The sequence below is a fragment of the Leucobacter sp. genome, from assembly GCF_053528595.1.
Genome location: NZ_JAIVPF010000050.1, coordinates 13,524 through 33,418, shown reverse-complemented (window position 1 = coordinate 33,418; position 19,895 = coordinate 13,524). Strand labels below are relative to the sequence as shown.

The window sequence follows — 19,895 nt, the reverse complement described above, 5'->3', positions numbered from 1 at the left end:
GTATGCACCGCGGAGGTCTGCACCGCCGAGGTCTGCACCGCCGAGGTCTGCACCGCGGAGGTATGCACCGCGGAGGTATGCACCGCCGAGGTCTGCACCGCCGAGGTTCGACCCCCACGGCACACGAGGCACACGGCCCTCACGACGCGCAGTCGTGAGCGACCGAATCAGCTCGTCCTTCGTCATTCCTCTTCCTCGCCGTCTTCGTCGTCAGCCGACTCCTCGGCCTGGTCCTCCGCGTACTCGTCGTCCTCGACCACCTCGGCATCCACCACGTCCTCATCGACGAGCACCGACGAACCCGTGTTCGTCTCCCACTCCTCGATCAGCACCGCAGCCAGCTCCCGCAGCGACTCCGGCAGCTCGTGCAGCTGGTACTCCCCCGGCGCGACCTCCCCGAGTTCGGAGCGCATCAGATTCCCGCGCTTCCCCACGCCCTCGACGTGCTGCGTGCACAGGTACAGACCGAACCGGCCCGCCGGTAGATCCCGGACCTGGAAGTAGTAGCCCGGCCCCGACTCGAGAGCCGCGATCTCCGGCTCCTCCCGCTTCTGCTCACCCTTCAGGTCGAACGACTGCTGCCCCGCACCCCCACGACGCGCATCGCCGAGCGCCTGCAGCAGATCCGCCGCCGCCTCCTCGAGATCGCCCTCGAAAGGCACCAGCTCCACCCGCGTGAACGCGATCGTCGGATCCGGCGACAGATCCTTCTTCTTGGTCTTCACCGAATCCGTCTCCACGACGCCGACGATGAAGTGCTTGCGCCCGTTCGAGAGCGCCTTCGCCAGAGCGAGCGAGTGCGCCTCCAGCCCGTTCGCCTCACCAGTCGGCAGAGACCCTGCAACATGAACCATTTGTCGATTTCCTTCCTGAAATTGGGTGCACTGAACACACCCCCGACCCCAGAGGGAGGCCGGAACCTGTATCGGCGGTGAGCGCTACAGCGCTACAGCTCGCCCTTCACAGAGGCCGCAGCCTCCACCCGGAACGACGCCTCCACGTCGACCGGGAAACCCACGAGGCGAGCACCCAGCGCTGCGAGCACCAGCGCGTCAGCCTCGTCATGATTCGCGACCGTCGCCTGCGGGAACCCTGCCCGCATCGCACCCATCACGTCCGCCTTCGACACGCTGCTCCCAGCGCGCCCCACCGCGTACCGTTGCCGAGCAGTCGGCGAACACTCCACCACTCGGCAGCCCTTCGCCTTCGCCGCCCGAGCGACCATCCACCAGAGCCCAGACCGCTCGTGCCGCGCCCCCGCCTGCCGCGAGTAGGCCGGCGACTCGATCACCACGAGCGAGCCCGGGAGCACGAAGTCCTCGACGTCGGAGACGATCGCCGCCAGCCGGTCCAGCCGCCCCTCCACCGAGGAGCCGCCCGGCTGCGACTTCACCGTGCACAGCGCGATCGACGACGGCCCGAAGTCGCCGGTCACGATCCGCGCCATACCCGTTGACGTGAGCGACAAGTCCAGCCCTGTGATGATCACCGTTCGGCCCTCGTCGAGATCGTCGCGAAGAGCGCCACCGCGAACGCGACGAGCGCGAGGAGCGCCGACCCGTCCAGCGAGTCCACGAGACCAACGCACACGCGAGCTACGTAGACGGCGAGCGATGCGATCCCGACTGCGGCAGCGATCAGCACCACGAGTACCTGCGCGGCGCTCACGATCGGCTCCCGACCGGGCGAGCACGCCAGTCCGCGAGCGACACCGGGCGCTTCGTCTCTTCCTGGTGCTCACACGGCATCCCATCGACCCACGCCTCCACACACGCCGGCCGGAGCTTCCAGGTTCCGCCCTTCATGCGCTGCGATCCGTGGAGGGTGCCCTCTCGGAGAGCGTCTCGCACCGTCTCCAAGTGGCAGCCGGCGATCAGCGAGGCCTCGAACGTCGACACGAACCGCTTCTGCGAGATCGCGTCGAGGTCGCGCTGCACCGCCTCCTCGAGCGACTCGGCAGGCTTGAACACCTCCAGCGCGCTCATGCTGCTGCACCCCCAGCGAGACGACGGGGCCGAGCGAACTCCGACCACGGAATATCGAAGTGCTCCCCCAGCTTCGCGAGTTCGTCGAGGGAGTAGGCGACCTCGCCGTGCCAGCGGCGCGACGCCGCCCGCTCACCGAGACCGAGCACCTCGCCCAGCTGCTTGATCGTCATGCCGTTGGCGGCGATTTCTGCTCTCACGTTGGCGGCAACAGTGGCCGCGGTAACTGTTTTCTGGCTCATGTCGTCCATCATGAACGCATATGCGGTCATATGCAACCCAGAACGCAGATGTAACAGCGATTTTGCGTTCAAAGCAGCCATAGGTGGACGTTTGCTGCCTATTCGAGTACGCTCAACCCCATGCCTAGTGGAACGAAGGAGCCCGCGAGCCCTCAGGCGCAAGCGGTCGCAGAACAGATCCGTCGCGAGATGGGCGCTCAGCGCATCTCTGGCAGAGCGCTCGCGAAGATGATCGGCAAGTCGGCCACCTACGTCAATCAGCGCGTGAATGGCGAGAAGGCCCTCGACCTCAATGACCTCGATGAGATCGCTCAGGTGCTGGGCCTCGACGTCATCGTGCTGTTGGAGAAGGCAGAGACCGCCGTCAAGGCACCCGCCCTCAGGAATGTCGTACGTCTCAGCGACTATCGACCCCGCAGCGAAGAGCCCCTCGAGATCGGCGACGCCGACGACACCGAGGTACAGCAAGCCCTCGCCGACCGCCACGCCGCACTGCACGGCGAAGATCCACAACCCGAACAGGAAGCACCGGACACACCCTAGGAGGCCCCATGCACCAGCGGCTGCTCAGAGAGGCGCAGCGGCAGGGCGTGCTCGTAATCCACGGCACGCTCCCCGCTCCGTACCGCTCCCTCTATCGCCCCTCGAAGAACCTCATCATCATCGCGAGGGGACTCACAGAGGCGCAGGAGATCGAAGCCCTGGCGCACGAGCTCGGGCACGCCCACTTCGGCCACGACTGCACCACGGCCCGCACCGAGGCCCAGGCGTGGCGGTGGGCCGCTCGGTTCACCATCGAACCGGCCGCGTACGCGCGAGCCGAACGCATCAACCCCCACCCCGCAGCGGTTGCTCTCGAGCTCGGCCTTACCCCTAAGCTCGTGATCGCATGGCAGAAGCACTGCCTGCACACATTCCTCGCTGAAAGGACAGCCGCATGACAGCCCCCGCTACCGAGCAGACTGCCAAGAAGAGCATCTGGAAGAACAAGTGGTTCTGGATCGCTATCGGCGGCTTGTTCGTCCTCGGTCTGATCCTTAACGCACTTGGCTACGGCAAGACCGATGACGCGAAGCCCGCGGCTGCCGAGCAGAGCACAGCCACCGAGACAGCTGCGGTGGAAGAGATCGAGATCCCCGACGTCGCTGGCCTCCCCGGAAACGAGGCACGCGAGACGCTCTCGAATCTCGGCCTCATGGTGCAGTACGACGGCGGAGACGAAGCGGTCGTCGCGGCTTCCAACTGGGATGCGACAGGAACGGACCCTGCAGCGGGAACCTCAGTCGCCGCCGGCAGCACGGTCACACTCCAGCTCGTTCGAGCCGACGAGCGCCTCGCCGCAGAGAAGAAGGATCGAGAAGCGGAGACCGCAGCGCGCGAGGCCGACTACGCCGCGACCCCGCTCGAGGCCGTCGAAGCACAGGTGTTCTGCGAGAACTACTCAGAGCTGCAGTTCCCTTATGGCGTGAAACTGCACACGGTGATGGGCAAGCTCGCAGAGGAGCAGACCGAGGCCGGGTGGTACATGAAGTTCGAGGCCACCGTGACCAACGAGTTCAACGCTGAGCGCAAGATGAACGTCGAGTGCCACATGTCGGGCACCAACGGCGCCCCTGCCATGGACGACTTCCTCGCCTACTAAGGAGATACAACCGATGAGCCAACACCTCAACGTTTACTCGCAGAAGGGTTGCATCGACTGCAAGCCGTGCGAGGGCGGAGCCGCCAACATCGGGCGCACATGGTCACTCGTCGGCCTCGCAGCCGTTACCGGCCTGCTGTTCCTCCTCGTCCCGCTCTTCTACAAGAAGTGCCAATTCTGCGGTCACCGGTCCTGGTGGAACAGCCACACCATACCGGCCCAGCAGTACGGGATCTCACCCGCTCCGGCGACAGTTCCCACCCAGTAGCCCAGAAACAGAAAAAGCCCCCGCAGCGCGTTCCGCCGGCAAGCAAGAACCGCGCCACGAGGGCACACACCGATCCACCAGAAAGGCGAACCGATGAACACTACCGTAGCCCAACACGCCCACTTGCAGGCGGTGCGCTGATGGCTTGGACAGAACAGCTCCCCTCCGGCCGATACCGCGGCGGCTACCGCATCCCCGGCGGCCAAAAGCGCTACACCCCCGACACCTACGCTCACAAGAAGCGCGCCCAGACCGCCGCTGCCGCGCTCGAGACGGAAGCTCAGCAGCTCGGATGGCGCGATCCCCGAGCGGCCGAGCGCACCTGGGGAGAGTGGTGCGAGGAATGGCTCACCGCCCGCTATGTCGAGGCGAGCACGATGCGCCGCGACGAGTCACGGATCAACACGCGATTGCTCCCGAAGTGGGGCGAGACCCGACTCGTCGATATCACTCGGCAGGCCGTGAAGCAGTGGGCGGTCGAGCTGAAGGCAGACGGGCTCGCGCCGCAGAGCGTGAAGCGCGCGCTCGCGCTCTTCTCCACATCCCTGAACGCTGCCGTCGACGCTGAAGTGCTCGCCGCGAACCCGGCTGCACGGCTCGGCCTCAAGTTCCCCACGAACGAGAATGAGCGCGTGCTCACCCCGAGGGAGAAGCAGAAGCTGTTCCGCGCGCTCGGCGCCGACGACGACGCGACAGCGAAGGAGCGCTGGGAAGCCGAGCGGGACCAGGCGTTCGCCGCCGTCCTCTTCGGTGCCGGTCCCCGATGGGGCGAAGCCGTCGCGCTCACCCCTGAGCACTTCAATTTCGAGCGCAAGGAGATCCGCTGGCGCCAGGCGTGGGACTCACACAACCGCATCCTTGTCGCCTACACCAAGGGCAAGAAGCGACGGACCACGCCGATCGCTGATTGGGTGATCGAGATCGTGCGCCCCGTCGTCGAGCGCACACCGCCCGGCCACTACGTGTTCGCGACCACCGCCGGCACGCCGCTCGACTACTCGAACTGGCACCGCCGCAGCTGGAGCCCCGCGGTCGCCCGGGCGAAGCTGAACAAGACGTCGGATCTCGACCCGGTGACGATTCACACCACCCGGCACACCTACGCCACGGAGCAGCTGGAGGACGGCCGCTCGCTCGCGGAGATCGCCGACCTCCTCGGACATGCCTCGATCAGCACGACGGAGCGCTATGCGCACCGCCGTTCGAAGGTCGCCGCTGAGGCCGCGGACGCGGTCCCGGATCCCCGCAATTTCACACCCAAGCCGAAGAAATCGAAGCGCAAGAAGGGCGAGGCGGGCCCGCTGCCTGACAACGTGGTCGCGTTCCCGGGGATCCGCCGTCGCGGGTAGTTTGCCCCACGTCTGCCCCACGTGACCTACGGTCCTAATACACCCGGACCATCGAGCACCGCCCGTCCCGACCCGCGTTCGGGCACAAAAAAAGAGGCTGACCAGCTATTTCTAGTTGGTCAGCCTCTTCTCGTTGTCTGGTGCCCCCGGAGGGATTCGAACCCCCGACCTACGGTACCGGAAACCGGCGCTCTATCCCCTGAGCTACGGAGGCGAGCAAGTCGACAACAGCGACTAGCCTAGCGCACATTCGGGCCCCACCCGCGCACCGCGGTTCCGCTGCCCCTTCGAAACCGAGGCGATTGCTCCGCCCCGAGGGTTCCATCCGCGCCGAAGGCCTCGCGCTCGAACAATCGCTTCGGTGTGCAGCCGGGCACCGAGGCACCTGAGCGGCAGGGCGGCAGGAGGGCAGGAGGGCAGGAGGGCAGGAGGGCAGGAGGGCCGCGACGAACGGACCACTCCGATATGCTCGGAGCGATCCCGAACCGCCGATGCCGGAGTGTGAAGATGCCCCTGGACCTGCTCCCCGCCGCCGAGGCCCCCGAACTGCTCGCAGCGCCCGTGCGCGACGCGGTCGCGCAGCTCGACCCGACGGTGTCGGCGGGCATCCGCGTGGCCGGGATCGACGCCGAGCTGGCCGACACCGCGGCGTTCTGCGAGGCGTACGGCGTGGAGCCCGCCGCCTCGGCCAACTGCATCGTCGTGGCGGGGCGCCGCGGCGACGACGTCACCTACGCCGCGTGCGTGGTCCTCGCCACCACCCGGGCCGACGTCAACAAGACCGTGCGCAAGCTGCTCGAGGCGCGCAAGGCGAGCTTCGCGCCGATGGACGAGGCGGTTTCGCTCACCGGGATGGAGTACGGCGGCATCACCCCGCTCGGCCTGCCCGAGGGGTGGCGGATCCTCGTCGACTCGCGCGTGCGCGACGTGCCCGAGGCCATCATCGGAGCGGGGATCCGCGCCGCCAAGATCGCCCTGCCGGGCGAGACGCTGTGCGCGCTCCCCGGCGTCGAGCTGATCGAGGGGCTCGCGACGGAGGTCTGATCCGGCGCTGCGGGATCGATTCGATCGGCGGGCTCCGCAGCTGGTTTCGACCCGCTGCGCCCGCTCGTCCGGCGGAGTTCCCGCTCGACCGGAAGGGCACCCGACCCACCATGCAGAGCGCGCGCCCGGCGGGCGCAGCCGATCAGCGGTCGTCGAGCGCCTTGCCGCGGCGGTCCACGAGTCCCCAGGTGGCCGCCGCCGCGACGATGAAGAAGACCGAGAAGACGGCGAAGGTGAGGCCCGCTCCCCCGGCCGTCAGCAGCAGCGGCACGACCAGCGGCGCGACGATCGACGCGATGCGCCCCACCCCCGCGGCCCAGCCGGCGCCGGTGGCCCGCAGCGACGTCGGATAGATCTCGGGCGTCACCGCGTACAGGGCTCCCCAGGCGCCGAGGTTGAAGAACGACAGCGCCATCCCCGCCCCGATGATCGCCCCCTCGGTGTGCACCGTGCCGAACACGATCGCCGAGATCGCGGATCCGGCCAGGAACACGGAGAGGGTGAGGCGCCGGCCCCACACCTCGATCAGCCAGGCCGCCACCGCGTAGCCCGGAAGCTGCGCGAGCGTGATGATCAGCGTGAAGCCGAAGGAGCGCACGAGACTGAAACCGGCGTCGACGAGGATGCTCGGGATCCAGATGAACGCGCCGTAGTACGCGAAGTTGACGCAGAACCACACCACCCAGATCGAGATGGTGCGGCCTCGGAACTCCGATGACCACAGCGCAGCGAGACGCGCCCCCGCGGAGGCGGCGAAGCGGCTCTGCTGCGCGGCGGCACCGGGCGCGGCGGCACCGGGCGCCACCGCATCGGGCACGGCAGCGCTCGACGCTACGGCACCGGGCGCGGTCGCCCCGTGCAGGGCGGATCCGGCGGCGCCCTGCCGCGCATCGACCTGCCCCGGAGCGGATCCCGGATCCGCGTGCTGCGCCTGCTCCGGCGTGTGCCCGGCGGTTCCGCGGGCCGAGCGCTCGAACTCGGCGACGATGCGCTCGGCCTCGTCGGCGCGACCCCGGCCCATGAGCCAGCGCGGAGACTCCGGCAGCCCCCACCGCACCACGAGCGCGTACACGGCGGGGATCGCGCCGAGCGCGAAGGCCCAGCGCCAGCCGTTCTCATCGGCGGGCACCACGAAGTAGCCGATCACGGCCGCCGCGGTCCAGCCCACGGCCCAGAACGCCTCGAGGCTCACGATGAGCCGGCCGCGGATGCGGGCCGGCGCGAACTCGCTGACATAGGTCGAGGCGACCGGCAGTTCCGCGCCGAGGCCGAGACCCACGAAGAAGCGCAGCACGAGCAGCAGTGCCACCCCGCCCACGAGAGCGCTGGCGCCGGTGGCGATCCCATAGACCAGCAGCGTGAGCGCGAAGACCTGGCGGCGTCCGAAGCGGTCGGCCAGCAGACCGCCGAGACTCGCACCCACCGCCATGCCCGCGAAGCCGATCGACGCGATGAGGCCGCTCTCGGCCTTGCCGATGCCCCAGTGCTGGGTGAGGGCGGCGATGATGAACGAGATGAGGCCGACGTCCATCGCGTCGAGGGCCCACCCGATCCCCGATCCGGTGAGTACGCGGCCGTGCTTGCGCGTGAAGGGCAGCGCGTCGAGACGCTGGGAGAGCGAGCCTCCGCCCGCTGGTGTTCCGCTCATGGATTCATAGTAGAGCCCCGCGGGTTCGCCGCTCCCGGGTGTCGGCCTATCGCCCCGACGCGGGTTGCGCAGATCCTCTCGAAAGGCGAAAAACTCGTGTGTTTGGGCGGAGAAAGACGCGAAATCCTTCTTTCGGCGATGCCGGATCAGCGCGAGGCGTCCCGGGAGCGGGCGAGAGAGCGCACTCCTCAGCACTCGATGACGTTGACGGCGAGCCCGCCCATGGCGGTCTCCTTGTACTTGTCGCTCATGTCCCGCCCGGTCTCCCGCATCGTCGCGATGACCTGGTCCAGGCTGACGTGGTGGGAGCCGTCGCCCATGAGCGCCATCTTCGCGGCGTTGACGGCCTTGGAGGCCGCGATGGCATTGCGCTCGATGCACGGGATCTGCACGAGACCGCCCACGGGGTCGCAGGTGAGGCCGAGGTTGTGCTCCATCGCGATCTCGGCGGCGTTCTCCACCTGCTCCGGGGTGCCGCCGAGCACCTGCGCGAGACCCGCCGCCGCCATCGACGACGCCGATCCCACCTCTCCCTGGCAACCCACCTCGGCCCCCGAGATCGACGCCTGCTCCTTGTAGAGCACCCCCACCGCGGCGGCGGCCAGCAGGAAGTCGGCGACGACGCGCTGCCGCTCCCCGGCCGACCGCTCGCCCGTGCCGGGCAGGTAGTGAGTGGCGTAGAAGAGCACGGCCGGGATGATGCCGGCGGCCCCGTTCGTCGGCGCCGTCACCACACGGCCGCCCGACGCGTTCTCCTCGTTGACCGCCAGCGCCACGAGGTTGATCCACTCCTGCCAGTAGCGGGGATCCCGATCCGGATCCTGCTCGCTCAGCCGCCGGTGCCACTCGGGCGCGCGCCGCCGCACCTCGAGCCCGCCCGGGAGCACGCCCGTGCGCACCAGCGCGGAGTCCTTGCAGGCCTCCATCACCTCCCAGATGCGGGCCAGCCCGTCCCGCACCTCGCCCTCCGAGCGGGTCGCGAGCTCGTTGGCGAGCATCACTCCGGCGATCGACCGCCCCGAGCGACGCGCGTGCGCGAGCAGCTCGGCCGCGGTCGTGAACGGGTAGGGGCGCTCGGCGATGGCCGCGTCGAGCTTCTCCTGCACCTCCTGCTCGGCGCCCTCGCGCAGGATGAACCCGCCGCCCACCGAGAAGTACGTCTGCTCCTCGATCGCGTCGCCGCCCGCGCCGGTCACGGCGAAGCGCATGCCGTTCGTGTGCCGCGGCAGCACCGTGAGCGGGTGCAGCACGATGTCGGGCACGCCGAACGGCAACTCGACCGGCGGCACACCGAGCTCGGCCGCGAGGCGCAACCGGCCGGTGGATTCGATGCGCTCGAGCGCGCGATCCACCTCCTCGGGCAGCACGTGCGCGGGATCGTGGCCCTCGAGGCCCAGCAGCACGGCGGTGAAGGTGCCGTGCCCACGGCCGGTGGCCGCGAGCGAACCGTAGAGATCGACCCGCAGCCCCCGCACCGCACCGAGCAGCTCAGCGTGATGCAGCCGCTCGACGAAGCTGCGGGCCGCGCGCATCGGACCCACCGTGTGCGAACTCGACGGCCCGATCCCGACCTTGAACAGGTCGAACACGCTGACGGCCACGGCGGGTCCTCGCTCCCGGATCCGGATCCCGCAGCGCGGCTAGATCTCGGCCCCGTTGTCGGCGGCGTACTGCTCGGCGCTCAGCAGCGGCCCCTCCTCGGAGACGGCCACGCGGAACAGCCAGCCCTCGCCGTAGGGGTCCGAGTTGATGAGCGCGGGGTCGGCCACGGCGGTCTCGTTGACCTCGACCACCTCGCCGGCGACGGGCGAGAAGAGCTCCGACACCGACTTCGTCGACTCGACCTCGCCGACCACCTGGCCCACGGTGATGTTCGCGCCCACCTCGGGCAGGTCGACGTAGACGATCTCGCCGAGGGCGTCGGCCGCCACCTCGCTGATGCCGACCGTCGCGGGGGTGCCGCCGTCGATCCACTCGTGCTCGGCCGAGTAGCGCAGTCCGGTCTGTACCTTGCTCATGATGTGTATTCCTTTATCTATCTGGAGGTGTCACCCTGCGCGAAGTCGCAGGATCTCGGTTCTTCGGGATGGGTACTGTGCGCTCTTCACTGGAAAACCATCGCATCGCGATCGTGCGTGAAGGGCGGTGGCGCCACTGCGCCACCTTCGTGGCCGCAGGATGACGGAATCAGGATGGACGGAGGCCGCTACTGCTCGCGCCGGTAGAAGGGCAGGGCCACCACCTCGAAGGGCTCCGCCTTGCCGCGCAGGTCGACCTCGAGTGCGGTGCCCGGCTCGGCGTAGGCGGGGTCCACGTAGGCGATCGCGACCGGGTAGCCGAGGGTGGGGCTGGGCTGGCCGCTCGTGATCCGGCCCACCACCTCGCCGCCCGAGAGCACCGAGTAGCCGGCTCGGCCTGCGCGCCGGCCCGCGCCCTGGAGACCGACGAGGCGCATGCTCGGGCCCGCCTCGCGGCGCGCCTCCAGCGCATCGCGCCCCACGAAGCGCTCCTCCTTCTTGAACGAGACGACCGCGCCCAGGCCGGCCTCGAAGGCCGTGACCTCGAGGCTCAGCTCGTTGCCGTAGAGCGGCATACCGGCCTCGAGGCGCAGCGAGTCGCGCGAGGCGAGGCCCGCGGGGATCAGCCCGTGCCGCTCGCCCGCTCGGAGAAGCAGCTTCCAGAGCTCGGCGGCGCGGTCGTTCGGGATGAACAGCTCGAAGCCGCCCTCTCCCGTGTACCCGGTGCGCGCCAGGAGGATGTCGATAGCTCCTCCGTCGCCATCGACCGACGCAGTGCCGTCTGCGCCGCCGCTGACCGCGGCGGCGATAGCTCCTCCGTCGCCATCGACCGACGCAGTGCCGTCTGCTGCGGCGCCCGGCGCTTCGACCGTCACGGCGGTCCACGCGTAGTAGCGCAGCCCGGTCACGGCCTCGTGGTGCTGCTCGTCGAGCACATCGAGCAGGATCCGCTCGGCCGCCGGCCCCTGCACCGCGACGAGGCTCGTCTCGGCCGAGGCGTCCGCGACCTCGACGTCGAAGCCCGCGGCGCGCTCCGCGAGCAGCCCCGCGACCGTCTCGGCGTTGCCCGCGTTCGGCACCACCAGGTACCTCGTGCCGGCCACGCGGTAGACGATGAGGTCGTCGATGATCCCTCCGTCCGCGTTGCAGATGAGCGAGTACTTGGCCCTGCCCGCCTCGACCGCGGCGAGGTTGCCCACGAGAGCGGTGTTGAGGAAGATCGCGGCGTCGGGTCCGGAGACCCACACCTCGCCCATGTGGGAGAGGTCGAAGAGGCCCGCGGCCTCCCGCACGGCGCGGTGCTCGGCCAGCTCGGAGCCGTACTTCAGCGGCATGTCCCAGCCGCCGAAGTCGGTGAAGGAGGCGCCGAGCTCGGCGTGCTCCTCGTACAGCGCGGTGCGCTTCGGTGCGGTCATCGGTGTCCTTTCGTCATCCTGCCGGAGCGAGTCGCAGGATCTCAATGCGGTGGGTGGATTCTGCGACTGCGCGCAGAATGACGGCCTATTCGAAGGCCTCGGGGGCCGGGCAGGAGCAGATCAGGTTGCGGTCGCCGTGCGCGCCGTCGATGCGGCCCACCGGAGGGAAGTACTTGTCGACGCGCAGCGAGGCGACCGGGAAGGCGGCCTGCTCGACCGGGTAGGGCCGGTCCCAGCCGCTCGACACGACCGCTGCAGCGGTGTGCGGGGCGCGGCGCAGCGGGGAGTCCTCGAGCGGGAAGTCGCCCGCGGCGACCTGATCGATCTCGCGGCGGATCGTGACCATCGCCTCGATGAAGCGCTCGAGCTCCCCGAGATCCTCCGACTCGGTCGGCTCGACCATGAGCGTGCCCGCCACGGGGAATGCGAGGGTCGGTGCGTGGAAGCCGAAGTCGATGAGGCGCTTCGCCACGTCCTCGGCGGTGACGCCGGTCTTCGCGGTGAGCTCGCGCAGGTCGAGGATGCACTCGTGCGCGACGAGCCCGCTCTCTCCCGTGAACAGCACCGGGAAGTGATCCCGCAGCCGCGAGGCGATGTAGTTGGCGCCCAGCAGCGCGTGCTTGGTGGCCCGGGTGAGCCCCTCGGAGCCGAGCATCGCGATGTAGGCCCACGAGATCGGCAGCACGCCGGCGGAGCCGAAGAGGGTCGCGACCACGGGGATCCCGTCGCGCACCGTGTACCCGCCCGTGGGGTCGCCCGGCAGGTACGGCAGCAGGTGCTCGGCGACCGCCACCGGCCCCACGCCGGGGCCGCCGCCCCCGTGCGGGATCGCGAAGGTCTTGTGCAGGTTGAGGTGCGACACGTCGCCGCCGAACTCGCCCGGCTTCGCCAGGCCCACGAGGGCGTTCATGTTGGCGCCGTCGATGTACACCTGCCCGCCGGCCGCGTGGATCCTCTCGCAGACCTCGCGCACGTCGACGTCGTACAGGCCGTACGTCGACGGGTAGGTGATCATGATGGCGGCGAGCGCGTCGCGGTGCTCGGCGATCTTCGCGTCGAGGTCGTCGAGGTCGATCGTGCCGGTCTCGGTGTTCTGCACCACGACGACCTTCATGCCCGCCAGCACGGCCGATGCGGCGTTGGTGCCGTGCGCCGATGCGGGGATGAGGCAGACGTCGCGCTGCGCGTCGCCGTTCGCGAGGTGATAGCCGCGGATGGCGAGCAGGCCGGCGTACTCCCCCTGCGATCCCGCGTTGGGCTGCAGGGAGACGCCCGCATAGCCGGTGATCTCGACGAGGCGGTCCTCGAGATCGGTGATGAGTTCGCGCCAGCCGGCGCTCTGGTGGTCGGGCGCGTAGGGGTGGATCCCGGCGAACTCGGGCCAGGAGATGGACTCCATCTCGGCGGTCGAGTTGAGCTTCATCGTGCAGGAGCCGAGCGGGATCATGGTGCGGTCGAGCGCGAGGTCGCGGCCCGAGAGGCGGCGCAGGTAGCGCAGCATCTGGGTCTCGGAGCGCACCGAGTTGAAGATCGGGTGCGTGAGGTAGTCGCTTTCGCGCACGAGCTCGGGGGCGAAGCCGTAGTCGCCCTCCGCGACCGTCTCGGCGACCGGCGCCCCGAACACCCCGGCGAGGGTCTCGATGATCTCGGCCGTGGTGGTCTCGTCGGTGGAGACGCCGACGGTGTCGGCGTCGATGCGGCGCAGGTTGATACCCGCCACCTCGGCGTCGGCGATCACCCGCTCAGCGCGGCCGGGCACCTTCGCCACGATCGTGTCGAAGAACTCGGTGCGGGCGAGCTCGATGCCCGCACCGGCGAGCGCGGCGGCGAGGGTGCGCGCGCGGGCGTGGGTGCGCTCGGCGATCGCCTTGATCCCGGCGGGCCCGTGGTAGACGGCGAACATCGACGCGGTGATCGCGAGCAGCGCCTGCGCGGTGCAGATGTTGCTCGTGGCCTTCTCACGGCGGATGTGCTGCTCGCGGGTCTGCAGCGCGAGACGGTACGCGGGGGTGCCCGCGTCGTCCTTGGAGACGCCGACGAGACGCCCCGGCATCGAGCGCTCGAGGCCAGCGCGGATCGCCATGTAGGCCGCGTGCGGGCCGCCGAAGAAGAGCGGCACCCCGAAGCGCTGGGTGTTGCCCACGGCGATATCGGCGCCCTGCTCTCCGGGAGGCGTGATGAGCGCGAGCGCGAGCAGATCGGCGACGACCGTGACCATGGCCCCCCGATCCTGCGCCGCGGCGATGATGGCGGCGTGATCCACGACCGCCCCGTCGCTGCCGGGCTGCTGCAGCACGATGCCCGACATGTCGCCCTCGGGCAGCCCCTGCGAGAGATCCGCGACCTCGACCTCGAAGCCGAGCGCCTCGGCGCGGCCGCGGATCACCGAGATGGTCTGCGGGAACAGGTTGGCGTCGACGACGGTCTTCGCCGATCCCTTGGCGCGGTTCGCGCGGCGCATGAGCAGCACGGCCTCGGCCGCGGCCGACGACTCGTCGAGCAGCGACGCGTTGGCGATCGGCAGCGCGGTGAGGTCGGAGACCATCGTCTGGAAGTTCAGCAGCGCTTCGAGCCGCCCCTGGGAGATCTCGGGTTGATAGGGCGTGTACGCGGTGTACCAGGCGGGGTTCTCGAGCACCTTGCGCAGCACGATCGGGGGTGTGATCGTGCCGTAGAAGCCCTGGCCGATCATCTGCGTCTTCAGCACGTTGCGGCCGGCGATCTCGCGGAGCCGGGCGAGCACCCCCTCCTCGGAGAGCGGAGCCGGGAGGTCGAGCGGACGGTCGCTGCGGATGTCGGCCGGCACCGCGGTGTCCACGAGCGCGTCGAGGCTGGGGAAGCCGAGCTGCGACAGCATCCGCTCGATGTCGGCGCTCGCGGTCACGCCGATGTGTCGGTCGGCGAATACGGCTGCGTTCGGGGCAATGGTCAAGAGGATCTCCGTGGGGTGACCGCGCGGGCGCGGGTATTGACGTGGGATCCTCCCCGCTCTGTTACGGAACCTGAGAGATTCAGGCGCTCCGCTTGTCGCACGCGGGGCGCCCTTGCACCGTCGGTGAGCGGCGGACCCGCGGGGTCCGCGCTGCTTTCCAGAGTTGCCGCGCTGCAGCGGTACGGGGGCCTGAGAGATTCCCGGGGAGGGTTTGCTCCTACGGCGCCGGGTCGCGGTCGCACGATCCCGAGCTCTCCCGCCACAGCTTGATGGCCGATATTCAAGAGTGCGCCCAGCTTACCAGGCCTCGGCGTCTTCGGGCGGGCCGGTCTTTCGGCGGCCGGGCGGGGCGCTCCGGCCGGGGGCACCACCGCTCCCGCCGGCCGAGCGCTCCGCTACGGCTTCGGCTCGTCGCCGCCGTGGCCGGTGGGGCGCGGTCCGCCCCCGGCGGGCTCGAGCCGGATGACCTGGACCGTATGGCGGTCCACGGCCTCGGCCGAGAACGCCAGGGGGAACGTGCCGCCGCGAGCCCACGGGGCGAACAGGTCGCCGTAGTGGGGAGAGCGCGGGTCTCCCGACTGACCCGGACTGTTCATCGCCAGGCTCCGGTCCCAGTCCCCGACATCGAGCACCATGCGGAACGTGGACCCGATCGACTGCCTGAATGCCGCGTCGTAACCCGCCATACCGACCGTGTCCCCGCTGCCCCCGCGAGGAATCGGCCCCATCCCCGCCCATGAGGCGTCGACCTCCGCGCGACGGGCTTCGAAGGCCGGATGCACGACGGCGGAGTGATGCAGCCGCCCCCAGGACCAGTCCTGCTCGCGCTCGGGTCCGAGCAGACGCTCGATGTCCGCGCGAGCGGCGCGGAGGGTCTCCTCCACGAGGCTGCGGCAGGCATCGGGACCGAGCGCGGGCCCCATCCAGCGGGCGAGCCGCAGCTCGCCGCGCAGGTCGCCGCCGAAGGATTCGTCGGTCAGGAGCAGGCCGGTGGCCTCCTCGAGGGAGGCGCCCGAGAGTCCGTGCGCTCCGAGCCGCTCGCCGATCAGACGGGGCCGGAGGTGCCGTCGCACCCAGATCTCGAAGACGAGCGCCGCGCGGGATCCCGCCTCCTCCACGCCGTCCCAGGCCGTCAGGCGATCGAACTCCTCGGCGATGGCCGGATCCTGCGGGCGGAACTCCGAGCACGCCGCGATCAGCTCCCGGGCGTGGGGGCTGCTCTCGTCCATCTGCATGCGCGCGGAGCTCTCGACCGACACGCGGGCATCCCCGCCGAGCCACTCCCGCAAGCGCTGCGCGCGTGCTCCCGAGTACCAGTCGTAGGTCGCCGTGAGCGCACGGTTGTCCCAGCCGTCCGGCAGGTTCTCCTCGTTCGCGGTCGCGATCCATCCGCGCTCCGGTCGTCGCTCCGATGGCAGATCCCGCGCGGTCGCGAATCCGTCCCAGTCGGCGCCGCCCTCGCCGGAGACGGGCATGCTCCCGTCCCCGCCGCGGCGGCGCGGGATGCGCGCGGCGACCTGCCAGCCCCAGTCGCCGTCGATCGTCGCGTAGACCTGGTTCACCGCGGGTGCGCCCCAGCGATCGAGGGCCGCCAGGAACTCGTCGGCGTCCCCGGCGTCGTTGTAGCCGATGCTCGCCAGATACGGGGCCATCCCGGGTTCGAGCCACACGGCGCGCAGCGCGACGGCCACTCCCGCCTCCGCATCGTGGTGGATCACGGGGCCGTGCTCGGCGTAGCGCAGTTCCGCGGTGCGGGGACCGCCCCCGCGCACGGGGATCGAATCCTCGACGCGCTCGAACTCCCGCCATCCGCTCGCACCCCGGTAGCGCTCGGGGTTCTCCGGGTCGAGTCGGTAGACGTAGAGGTCTTCGACGTCGGCCGGCCAGATCGTGAGTCCGAAGGCCACCCTCTCGTTGTGCCCGATCGAGATTCCGGGCAGACCCGGCTCCCCCGCCCCGATGACGTTCAGATCGGGGGCCACAAGGTGGGCGACATACCGCAGGGAGGGCAGGGTGACCGCGCGGTGCGGATCGTTCGCCAGGACCGGACGGCCGGTCGACGTCCGCGATCCCGCCACGACCCAGTTGTTGCTGCCGCTGACCGACTCGAGCGCGGAGGCGGGATCCGGTCGTCCCTCGAACGCGACCGGGGCGAAGGCGAGTCGATAGCCGCGCAGCACCTCGTCGTCGATGAGGCTCCAGTCGACGCCCTCCGGAACGTTCAGCGGATCGGCGGGCTCTCTCGCCTGACGGAGGGAATCGGCCTCGACGCCGGCGAGGCGCACGGTACGAGCCCTGGCGACCTCCTGCTCGACGTTGTAGAACAGCCCGTGGGTGCGGAACCTCACCGCATCGGCGGCGTCCCAGAGGGCGGGCTCGTACCCGTAGAGGCCGAACTCGGGAGGGAGCCGCTCGGGATCCTCGCGCGTCCACCGCACGTAGGCGTTGATTCCCGAGGCGAAGGCCTCGACGGCCTCGCGCACCCCGGGCCCGTAGGCGTCCCACTCCGCCGTCATGTCCCCGCGGTAGAGCAGCAGCCGGTTCGCTCGATCCTGCTCGACGTACGCGTCGCCCAGGACCTCGGAGAGCAGGCCGAGCCCCCGGCGCCGCCACAGGTCGATCTGGAAGAGCCGGTCCCGCGCGGCGTTGAAGCCCTGCGCGACGAAGGCGTCGGCGCGGCTCCCGGCGTAGATGTGCGGGACGCCCCACGCGTCGACCTTGATCTCGACGCGCTCGGCGAGCGCCGGCACCTCGAACCGCATCGGCGCCGAGCGCGCCCGCTGCTTCTCCCCCATCGGGTCACCCCCGCTTCCGCGCCCGCATCACGGCGTCCACCGCGACGGCCGCCACCACGATGACGCCCTTCGCGATGAGCTGCCAGTGCTGCGAGACGTTCAGGCTGTAGAAGACGTTGGTGAGGGTGGCGAGGATCAGCAGCCCCACCGCGGAGCGCCAGATGGCGCCCTCGCCCCCGAGGAGGGACGTGCCGCCGACGACCACGATGGCGATCGCGTCGAGCGCCATCGAAGCGCCGACGTCGGCCTGCCCGACGCCGAGACGCGAGGCGTCCATCATGCCCGCCAGCGCGGCGAGCGCACCGGTGAAGACGTACACGCTGCTGTTGAGGCCCTTCACCCGCAGGCCCGTCAACCAGGCCGCCTCGTAGTTGCCGCCCACCGCGTAGATGTTGCGCCCGAAGGTGGTCTTCGCGAGCAGCACCGCCGCGAGCACGAACGCGATGACCAGGATCCAGATCGGCAGCACCGCACCCGCGATGCGCGTCAGCGCGAGGTCCTGGAAGGCGGGGTTGTCGTTCACGATGAACGGAGACGAGCTGGAGTAGATGTAGGCGACTCCGCTGATCACCGACGAGGTGCCCAGGGTCGCGACGAACGGGTTCACGCTCAACCGGGAGATGATCAGCCCGTTCACGAGCCCGACGAACAGTCCGGCCGCGAGCGCGCCGATGCCCGCCACGAACACCGAGCCGGTCTGCAGCGTCAGGCCCGCGAAGAGGGTCGCCCCCAGCGCGTAGGTGGCGCCCATCGAGAGGTCGAAGCCGCCGCTGATGATGACGAAGGTCATCCCGATGGCGATCAGGCCCACCGCGGCGTTCTGCGTGAGGATGTTGCCGATGTTGGCGGGGTTCAGGAACCCCGGGTAGAGCGCTGTGGCGATGATGATCAGCACGATCAGCACGCCGAGCATCGCGTACTTCGATGCGAAGTGCCCGAGGCTCCGGTTGCCGGAACCGACTCCGTCGGAGACCCTCGGGGCGGCCCCGCCGTTCGCGGGGGCGGTGGTGACGTCGTTCATGCTGCTTCTTCGCTTTCTCCGAATCCGAATTTCAGGATCTCCTCGACCGAGGTGTCGCCGTCGGCCATGTCGAGTTCGTGCACCACACGACCGTGCGCGAGCACGAGCAGGCGGTCGCAGACGGCGAGCACCTCCTCGAGCTCCGAGGAGGTGACGATGATCGTCGCGCCCTCGGCGGCCAGTTCCCGCAGCGAGTCGAGCACTTCGACCTTGGCCCCGACATCGATGCCGCGCGTGGGCTCGTCGATGAGGAAGAGGCTGGGATCGCGCCCGGCCCACTTGGCCAGCAGCACCTTCTGCTGGTTGCCGCCCGACAGATTGCGCACGGGATCCCGGAGTCGCCGCGCGTTGAAGCCGAAGAACTCCGAGACCCGCTTCGCGTCCGGCTCCTCGCGCTTCGGCGCGGTGAAGAACCGGCCGGGAGCCCGTCGCCCGAGCCAGTAGTTGGACACGCTGTCCATGCCCATCACCAGCGCGGCCTTCCGGCTCTCGGGGACCATCACGATCCCCGCGGCGATCGCCTCCCTCGCCGAGCGCGGGAGCGGGCGCTCCCGGCCGCGGATGCGGAGGGTCGCCCTCGCCCGGGGGATGAGCCCGAACAGGGAGCGGAAGAGGGTGGTGCGCCCCGAGCCGACGAGGCCCCAGAGCCCGATGATCTCGCCCCGTCTCGCACTGATGCTGATGTCGTGCAGCCCGCCCGGAAGATCGAGGTGCGCGATCTCCACCTCCGTGTCGCCGAGCGGGTACTCCCGCGCCCGTCGTTCGATCACGGCGTCCTTGCCGACCATGGATCGGACGATGGTCTGCTTGGTCCACTCGTCGCGGGGCGCGGAGCGCACGACCTCGCTGTCGCGCATCACGGTGATGTGATCGCTCAGAGCCAGCACCTCGTCGAGGTTGTGGCTCACGAAGACGATCGTCGTCCCCTTGGCGCGCAGCTTCGAGAGCACCCGGTAGAGCACCTCGCGCTCCGATTCGGCGAGGGCGGCCGACGGCTCGTCGAGCATCAGGATCCGGCCGTTCGCCTGCACGCCGCGCATGATCTCGACGATCTGCTGCTGTGAGATCGACAGGTCCCGCGCGAGTGCCTCGGGATCGATCCTCACCTCGAACTCCTCGCAGAGCTCGACGAAGCGCTCGCGCATCGATCGGTCGTCGGCGAAGCCGGCGGTCGATCTCAGCTGCCCGAGGAAGACGTTCTGCGCGGCGCTCAGGCCGGGCACCATCGTGAGCTCCTGGTAGACGACCGCGAGACCGTGATGCCGGGAGTCCCTCGGGCTGGCGGCGCGGAGCCCGTCGCCGAAGACCAGCACGCGCCCCTCGTCGTTCGCCAGACGGCCCGAGATCATCCCGAGCAGGGTCGACTTGCCCGCTCCGTTCTCGCCGACGAGCGCGTGGACGGATCCGGGAACGACCCGCAGATCGGCCCGGTGCACCGCGTACTTCCCGGAGAACTTCTTCGAGACGCCCTCGCAGACGATGGCGTATTCGGTATCTCTGCTCACTGCCACTCCTCAGTCGTGGGTCGGCGGCGGG

General features: G+C 69.8%; 20 protein-coding genes, 1 tRNA gene and 2 riboswitches. Of the genes, 6 read left to right on the top strand and 15 right to left on the bottom strand.

Annotated features, from left to right (window positions below):
- The 6 genes from ACWKZU_RS10235 to ACWKZU_RS10210 form a co-directional block, all read right to left on the bottom strand.
- On the bottom strand, positions 1–186 hold a 186-nt coding region (locus tag ACWKZU_RS10235), incomplete at its 3' end, for a pentapeptide repeat-containing protein (RefSeq protein ID WP_449282222.1).
- Positions 183–854, bottom strand: coding sequence for a hypothetical protein (locus ACWKZU_RS10230; RefSeq protein WP_449282221.1), 672 nt, complete (start codon positions 852–854; stop codon positions 183–185). The genes ACWKZU_RS10235 and ACWKZU_RS10230, both read right to left, overlap by 4 nt.
- Before the next feature lie 92 nt (positions 855–946).
- Positions 947–1,468, bottom strand: coding sequence for a hypothetical protein (locus tag ACWKZU_RS10225; protein WP_449282220.1), 522 nt, complete (start codon positions 1,466–1,468; stop codon positions 947–949).
- Between the two features lie 17 nt (positions 1,469–1,485).
- Complete coding sequence (locus tag ACWKZU_RS10220; RefSeq protein ID WP_449282219.1) at positions 1,486–1,668, bottom strand: hypothetical protein; 183 nt, start codon at positions 1,666–1,668, stop codon at positions 1,486–1,488.
- Positions 1,665–1,985, bottom strand: coding sequence for a hypothetical protein (locus ACWKZU_RS10215; RefSeq protein WP_449282218.1), 321 nt, complete (start codon positions 1,983–1,985; stop codon positions 1,665–1,667). Before ACWKZU_RS10215 ends, ACWKZU_RS10220 begins: the two co-directional genes overlap by 4 nt.
- The gene (locus ACWKZU_RS10210) at positions 1,982–2,308 is read right to left on the bottom strand and encodes a helix-turn-helix domain-containing protein (protein ID WP_449282217.1); all 327 of its coding nucleotides are present in this window, start codon (positions 2,306–2,308) and stop codon (positions 1,982–1,984) included. Before ACWKZU_RS10210 ends, ACWKZU_RS10215 begins: the two co-directional genes overlap by 4 nt.
- Before the next feature lie 39 nt (positions 2,309–2,347).
- Here ACWKZU_RS10210 and ACWKZU_RS10205 point away from each other — a divergent pair, with 39 nt between their 5' ends.
- The 5 genes from ACWKZU_RS10205 (at position 2,348) to ACWKZU_RS10185 (ending at position 5,486) form a co-directional block, all read left to right on the top strand.
- Positions 2,348–2,770: a helix-turn-helix domain-containing protein gene (locus ACWKZU_RS10205; RefSeq protein WP_449282216.1), complete on the top strand. Its 423-nt coding sequence runs from the start codon at positions 2,348–2,350 to the stop codon at positions 2,768–2,770.
- 8 nt (positions 2,771–2,778) lie between these two features.
- Positions 2,779–3,168: an ImmA/IrrE family metallo-endopeptidase gene (locus tag ACWKZU_RS10200; protein ID WP_449282215.1), complete on the top strand. Its 390-nt coding sequence runs from the start codon at positions 2,779–2,781 to the stop codon at positions 3,166–3,168.
- Positions 3,165–3,869 carry a PASTA domain-containing protein gene (locus ACWKZU_RS10195; RefSeq protein ID WP_449282214.1) on the top strand — a complete coding sequence of 235 codons (705 nt, stop codon included), beginning with the start codon at positions 3,165–3,167 and terminating at the stop codon, positions 3,867–3,869. The genes ACWKZU_RS10200 and ACWKZU_RS10195 overlap by 4 nt, the downstream gene beginning before the upstream one ends.
- 13 nt (positions 3,870–3,882) lie before the next feature.
- On the top strand, positions 3,883–4,137 hold the full coding sequence (locus ACWKZU_RS10190) for a hypothetical protein (RefSeq protein ID WP_449282213.1): 255 nt from the start codon (positions 3,883–3,885) through the stop codon (positions 4,135–4,137).
- Positions 4,138–4,277: 140 nt separating this feature from the next.
- Positions 4,278–5,486 (top strand): tyrosine-type recombinase/integrase, encoded by a 1,209-nt coding sequence (locus ACWKZU_RS10185; RefSeq protein WP_449282212.1) that lies wholly within the window; start codon positions 4,278–4,280, stop codon positions 5,484–5,486.
- Positions 5,487–5,624: 138 nt separating this feature from the next.
- Here ACWKZU_RS10185 and ACWKZU_RS10180 read toward each other — a convergent pair.
- Positions 5,625–5,700 (bottom strand) — tRNA-Arg (locus tag ACWKZU_RS10180).
- Between the two features lie 293 nt (positions 5,701–5,993).
- Here ACWKZU_RS10180 and ACWKZU_RS10175 point away from each other — a divergent pair.
- The gene (locus tag ACWKZU_RS10175) at positions 5,994–6,530 is read left to right on the top strand and encodes a YbaK/EbsC family protein (RefSeq protein ID WP_449282211.1); all 537 of its coding nucleotides are present in this window, start codon (positions 5,994–5,996) and stop codon (positions 6,528–6,530) included.
- A 142-nt stretch (positions 6,531–6,672) separates the two neighbouring features.
- Here the strand turns inward: ACWKZU_RS10175 and ACWKZU_RS10170 are convergent, their stop codons facing one another.
- The 8 genes from ACWKZU_RS10170 to ACWKZU_RS10135 form a co-directional block, all read right to left on the bottom strand.
- A complete protein-coding gene (locus ACWKZU_RS10170) occupies positions 6,673–8,178 on the bottom strand; it encodes an MFS transporter (RefSeq protein WP_449282210.1) in 1,506 nt (501 codons plus the stop codon).
- A 188-nt stretch (positions 8,179–8,366) separates the two neighbouring features.
- Complete coding sequence (locus tag ACWKZU_RS10165; RefSeq protein ID WP_449282209.1) at positions 8,367–9,779, bottom strand: L-serine ammonia-lyase; 1,413 nt, start codon at positions 9,777–9,779, stop codon at positions 8,367–8,369.
- Positions 9,780–9,818: 39 nt separating this feature from the next.
- On the bottom strand, positions 9,819–10,196 hold the full coding sequence (gene gcvH / locus ACWKZU_RS10160; protein ID WP_449282208.1) for a glycine cleavage system protein GcvH: 378 nt from the start codon (positions 10,194–10,196) through the stop codon (positions 9,819–9,821).
- 188 nt (positions 10,197–10,384) lie between these two features.
- Positions 10,385–11,611 (bottom strand): glycine cleavage system aminomethyltransferase GcvT, encoded by a 1,227-nt coding sequence (locus ACWKZU_RS10155; RefSeq protein ID WP_449282207.1) that lies wholly within the window; start codon positions 11,609–11,611, stop codon positions 10,385–10,387.
- A gap of 85 nt (positions 11,612–11,696) precedes the next feature.
- Positions 11,697–14,543 (bottom strand): aminomethyl-transferring glycine dehydrogenase, encoded by a 2,847-nt coding sequence (gcvP, locus tag ACWKZU_RS10150; protein WP_449282206.1) that lies wholly within the window; start codon positions 14,541–14,543, stop codon positions 11,697–11,699.
- A 48-nt stretch (positions 14,544–14,591) separates the two neighbouring features.
- Positions 14,592–14,710, bottom strand: a riboswitch (glycine riboswitch).
- A riboswitch (glycine riboswitch) is annotated at positions 14,711–14,812 on the bottom strand. It abuts the riboswitch before it with no gap.
- 126 nt (positions 14,813–14,938) lie between these two features.
- Positions 14,939–17,338, bottom strand: coding sequence for a penicillin acylase family protein (locus ACWKZU_RS10145; protein WP_449282205.1), 2,400 nt, complete (start codon positions 17,336–17,338; stop codon positions 14,939–14,941).
- Between the two features lie 4 nt (positions 17,339–17,342).
- Positions 17,343–18,359 carry an ABC transporter permease gene (locus ACWKZU_RS10140; RefSeq protein ID WP_449282204.1) on the bottom strand — a complete coding sequence of 339 codons (1,017 nt, stop codon included), beginning with the start codon at positions 18,357–18,359 and terminating at the stop codon, positions 17,343–17,345.
- Positions 18,356–19,864 carry a sugar ABC transporter ATP-binding protein gene (locus tag ACWKZU_RS10135; RefSeq protein WP_449282203.1) on the bottom strand — a complete coding sequence of 503 codons (1,509 nt, stop codon included), beginning with the start codon at positions 19,862–19,864 and terminating at the stop codon, positions 18,356–18,358. Before ACWKZU_RS10135 ends, ACWKZU_RS10140 begins: the two co-directional genes overlap by 4 nt.
- Positions 19,865–19,895 lie beyond the last annotated feature (31 nt).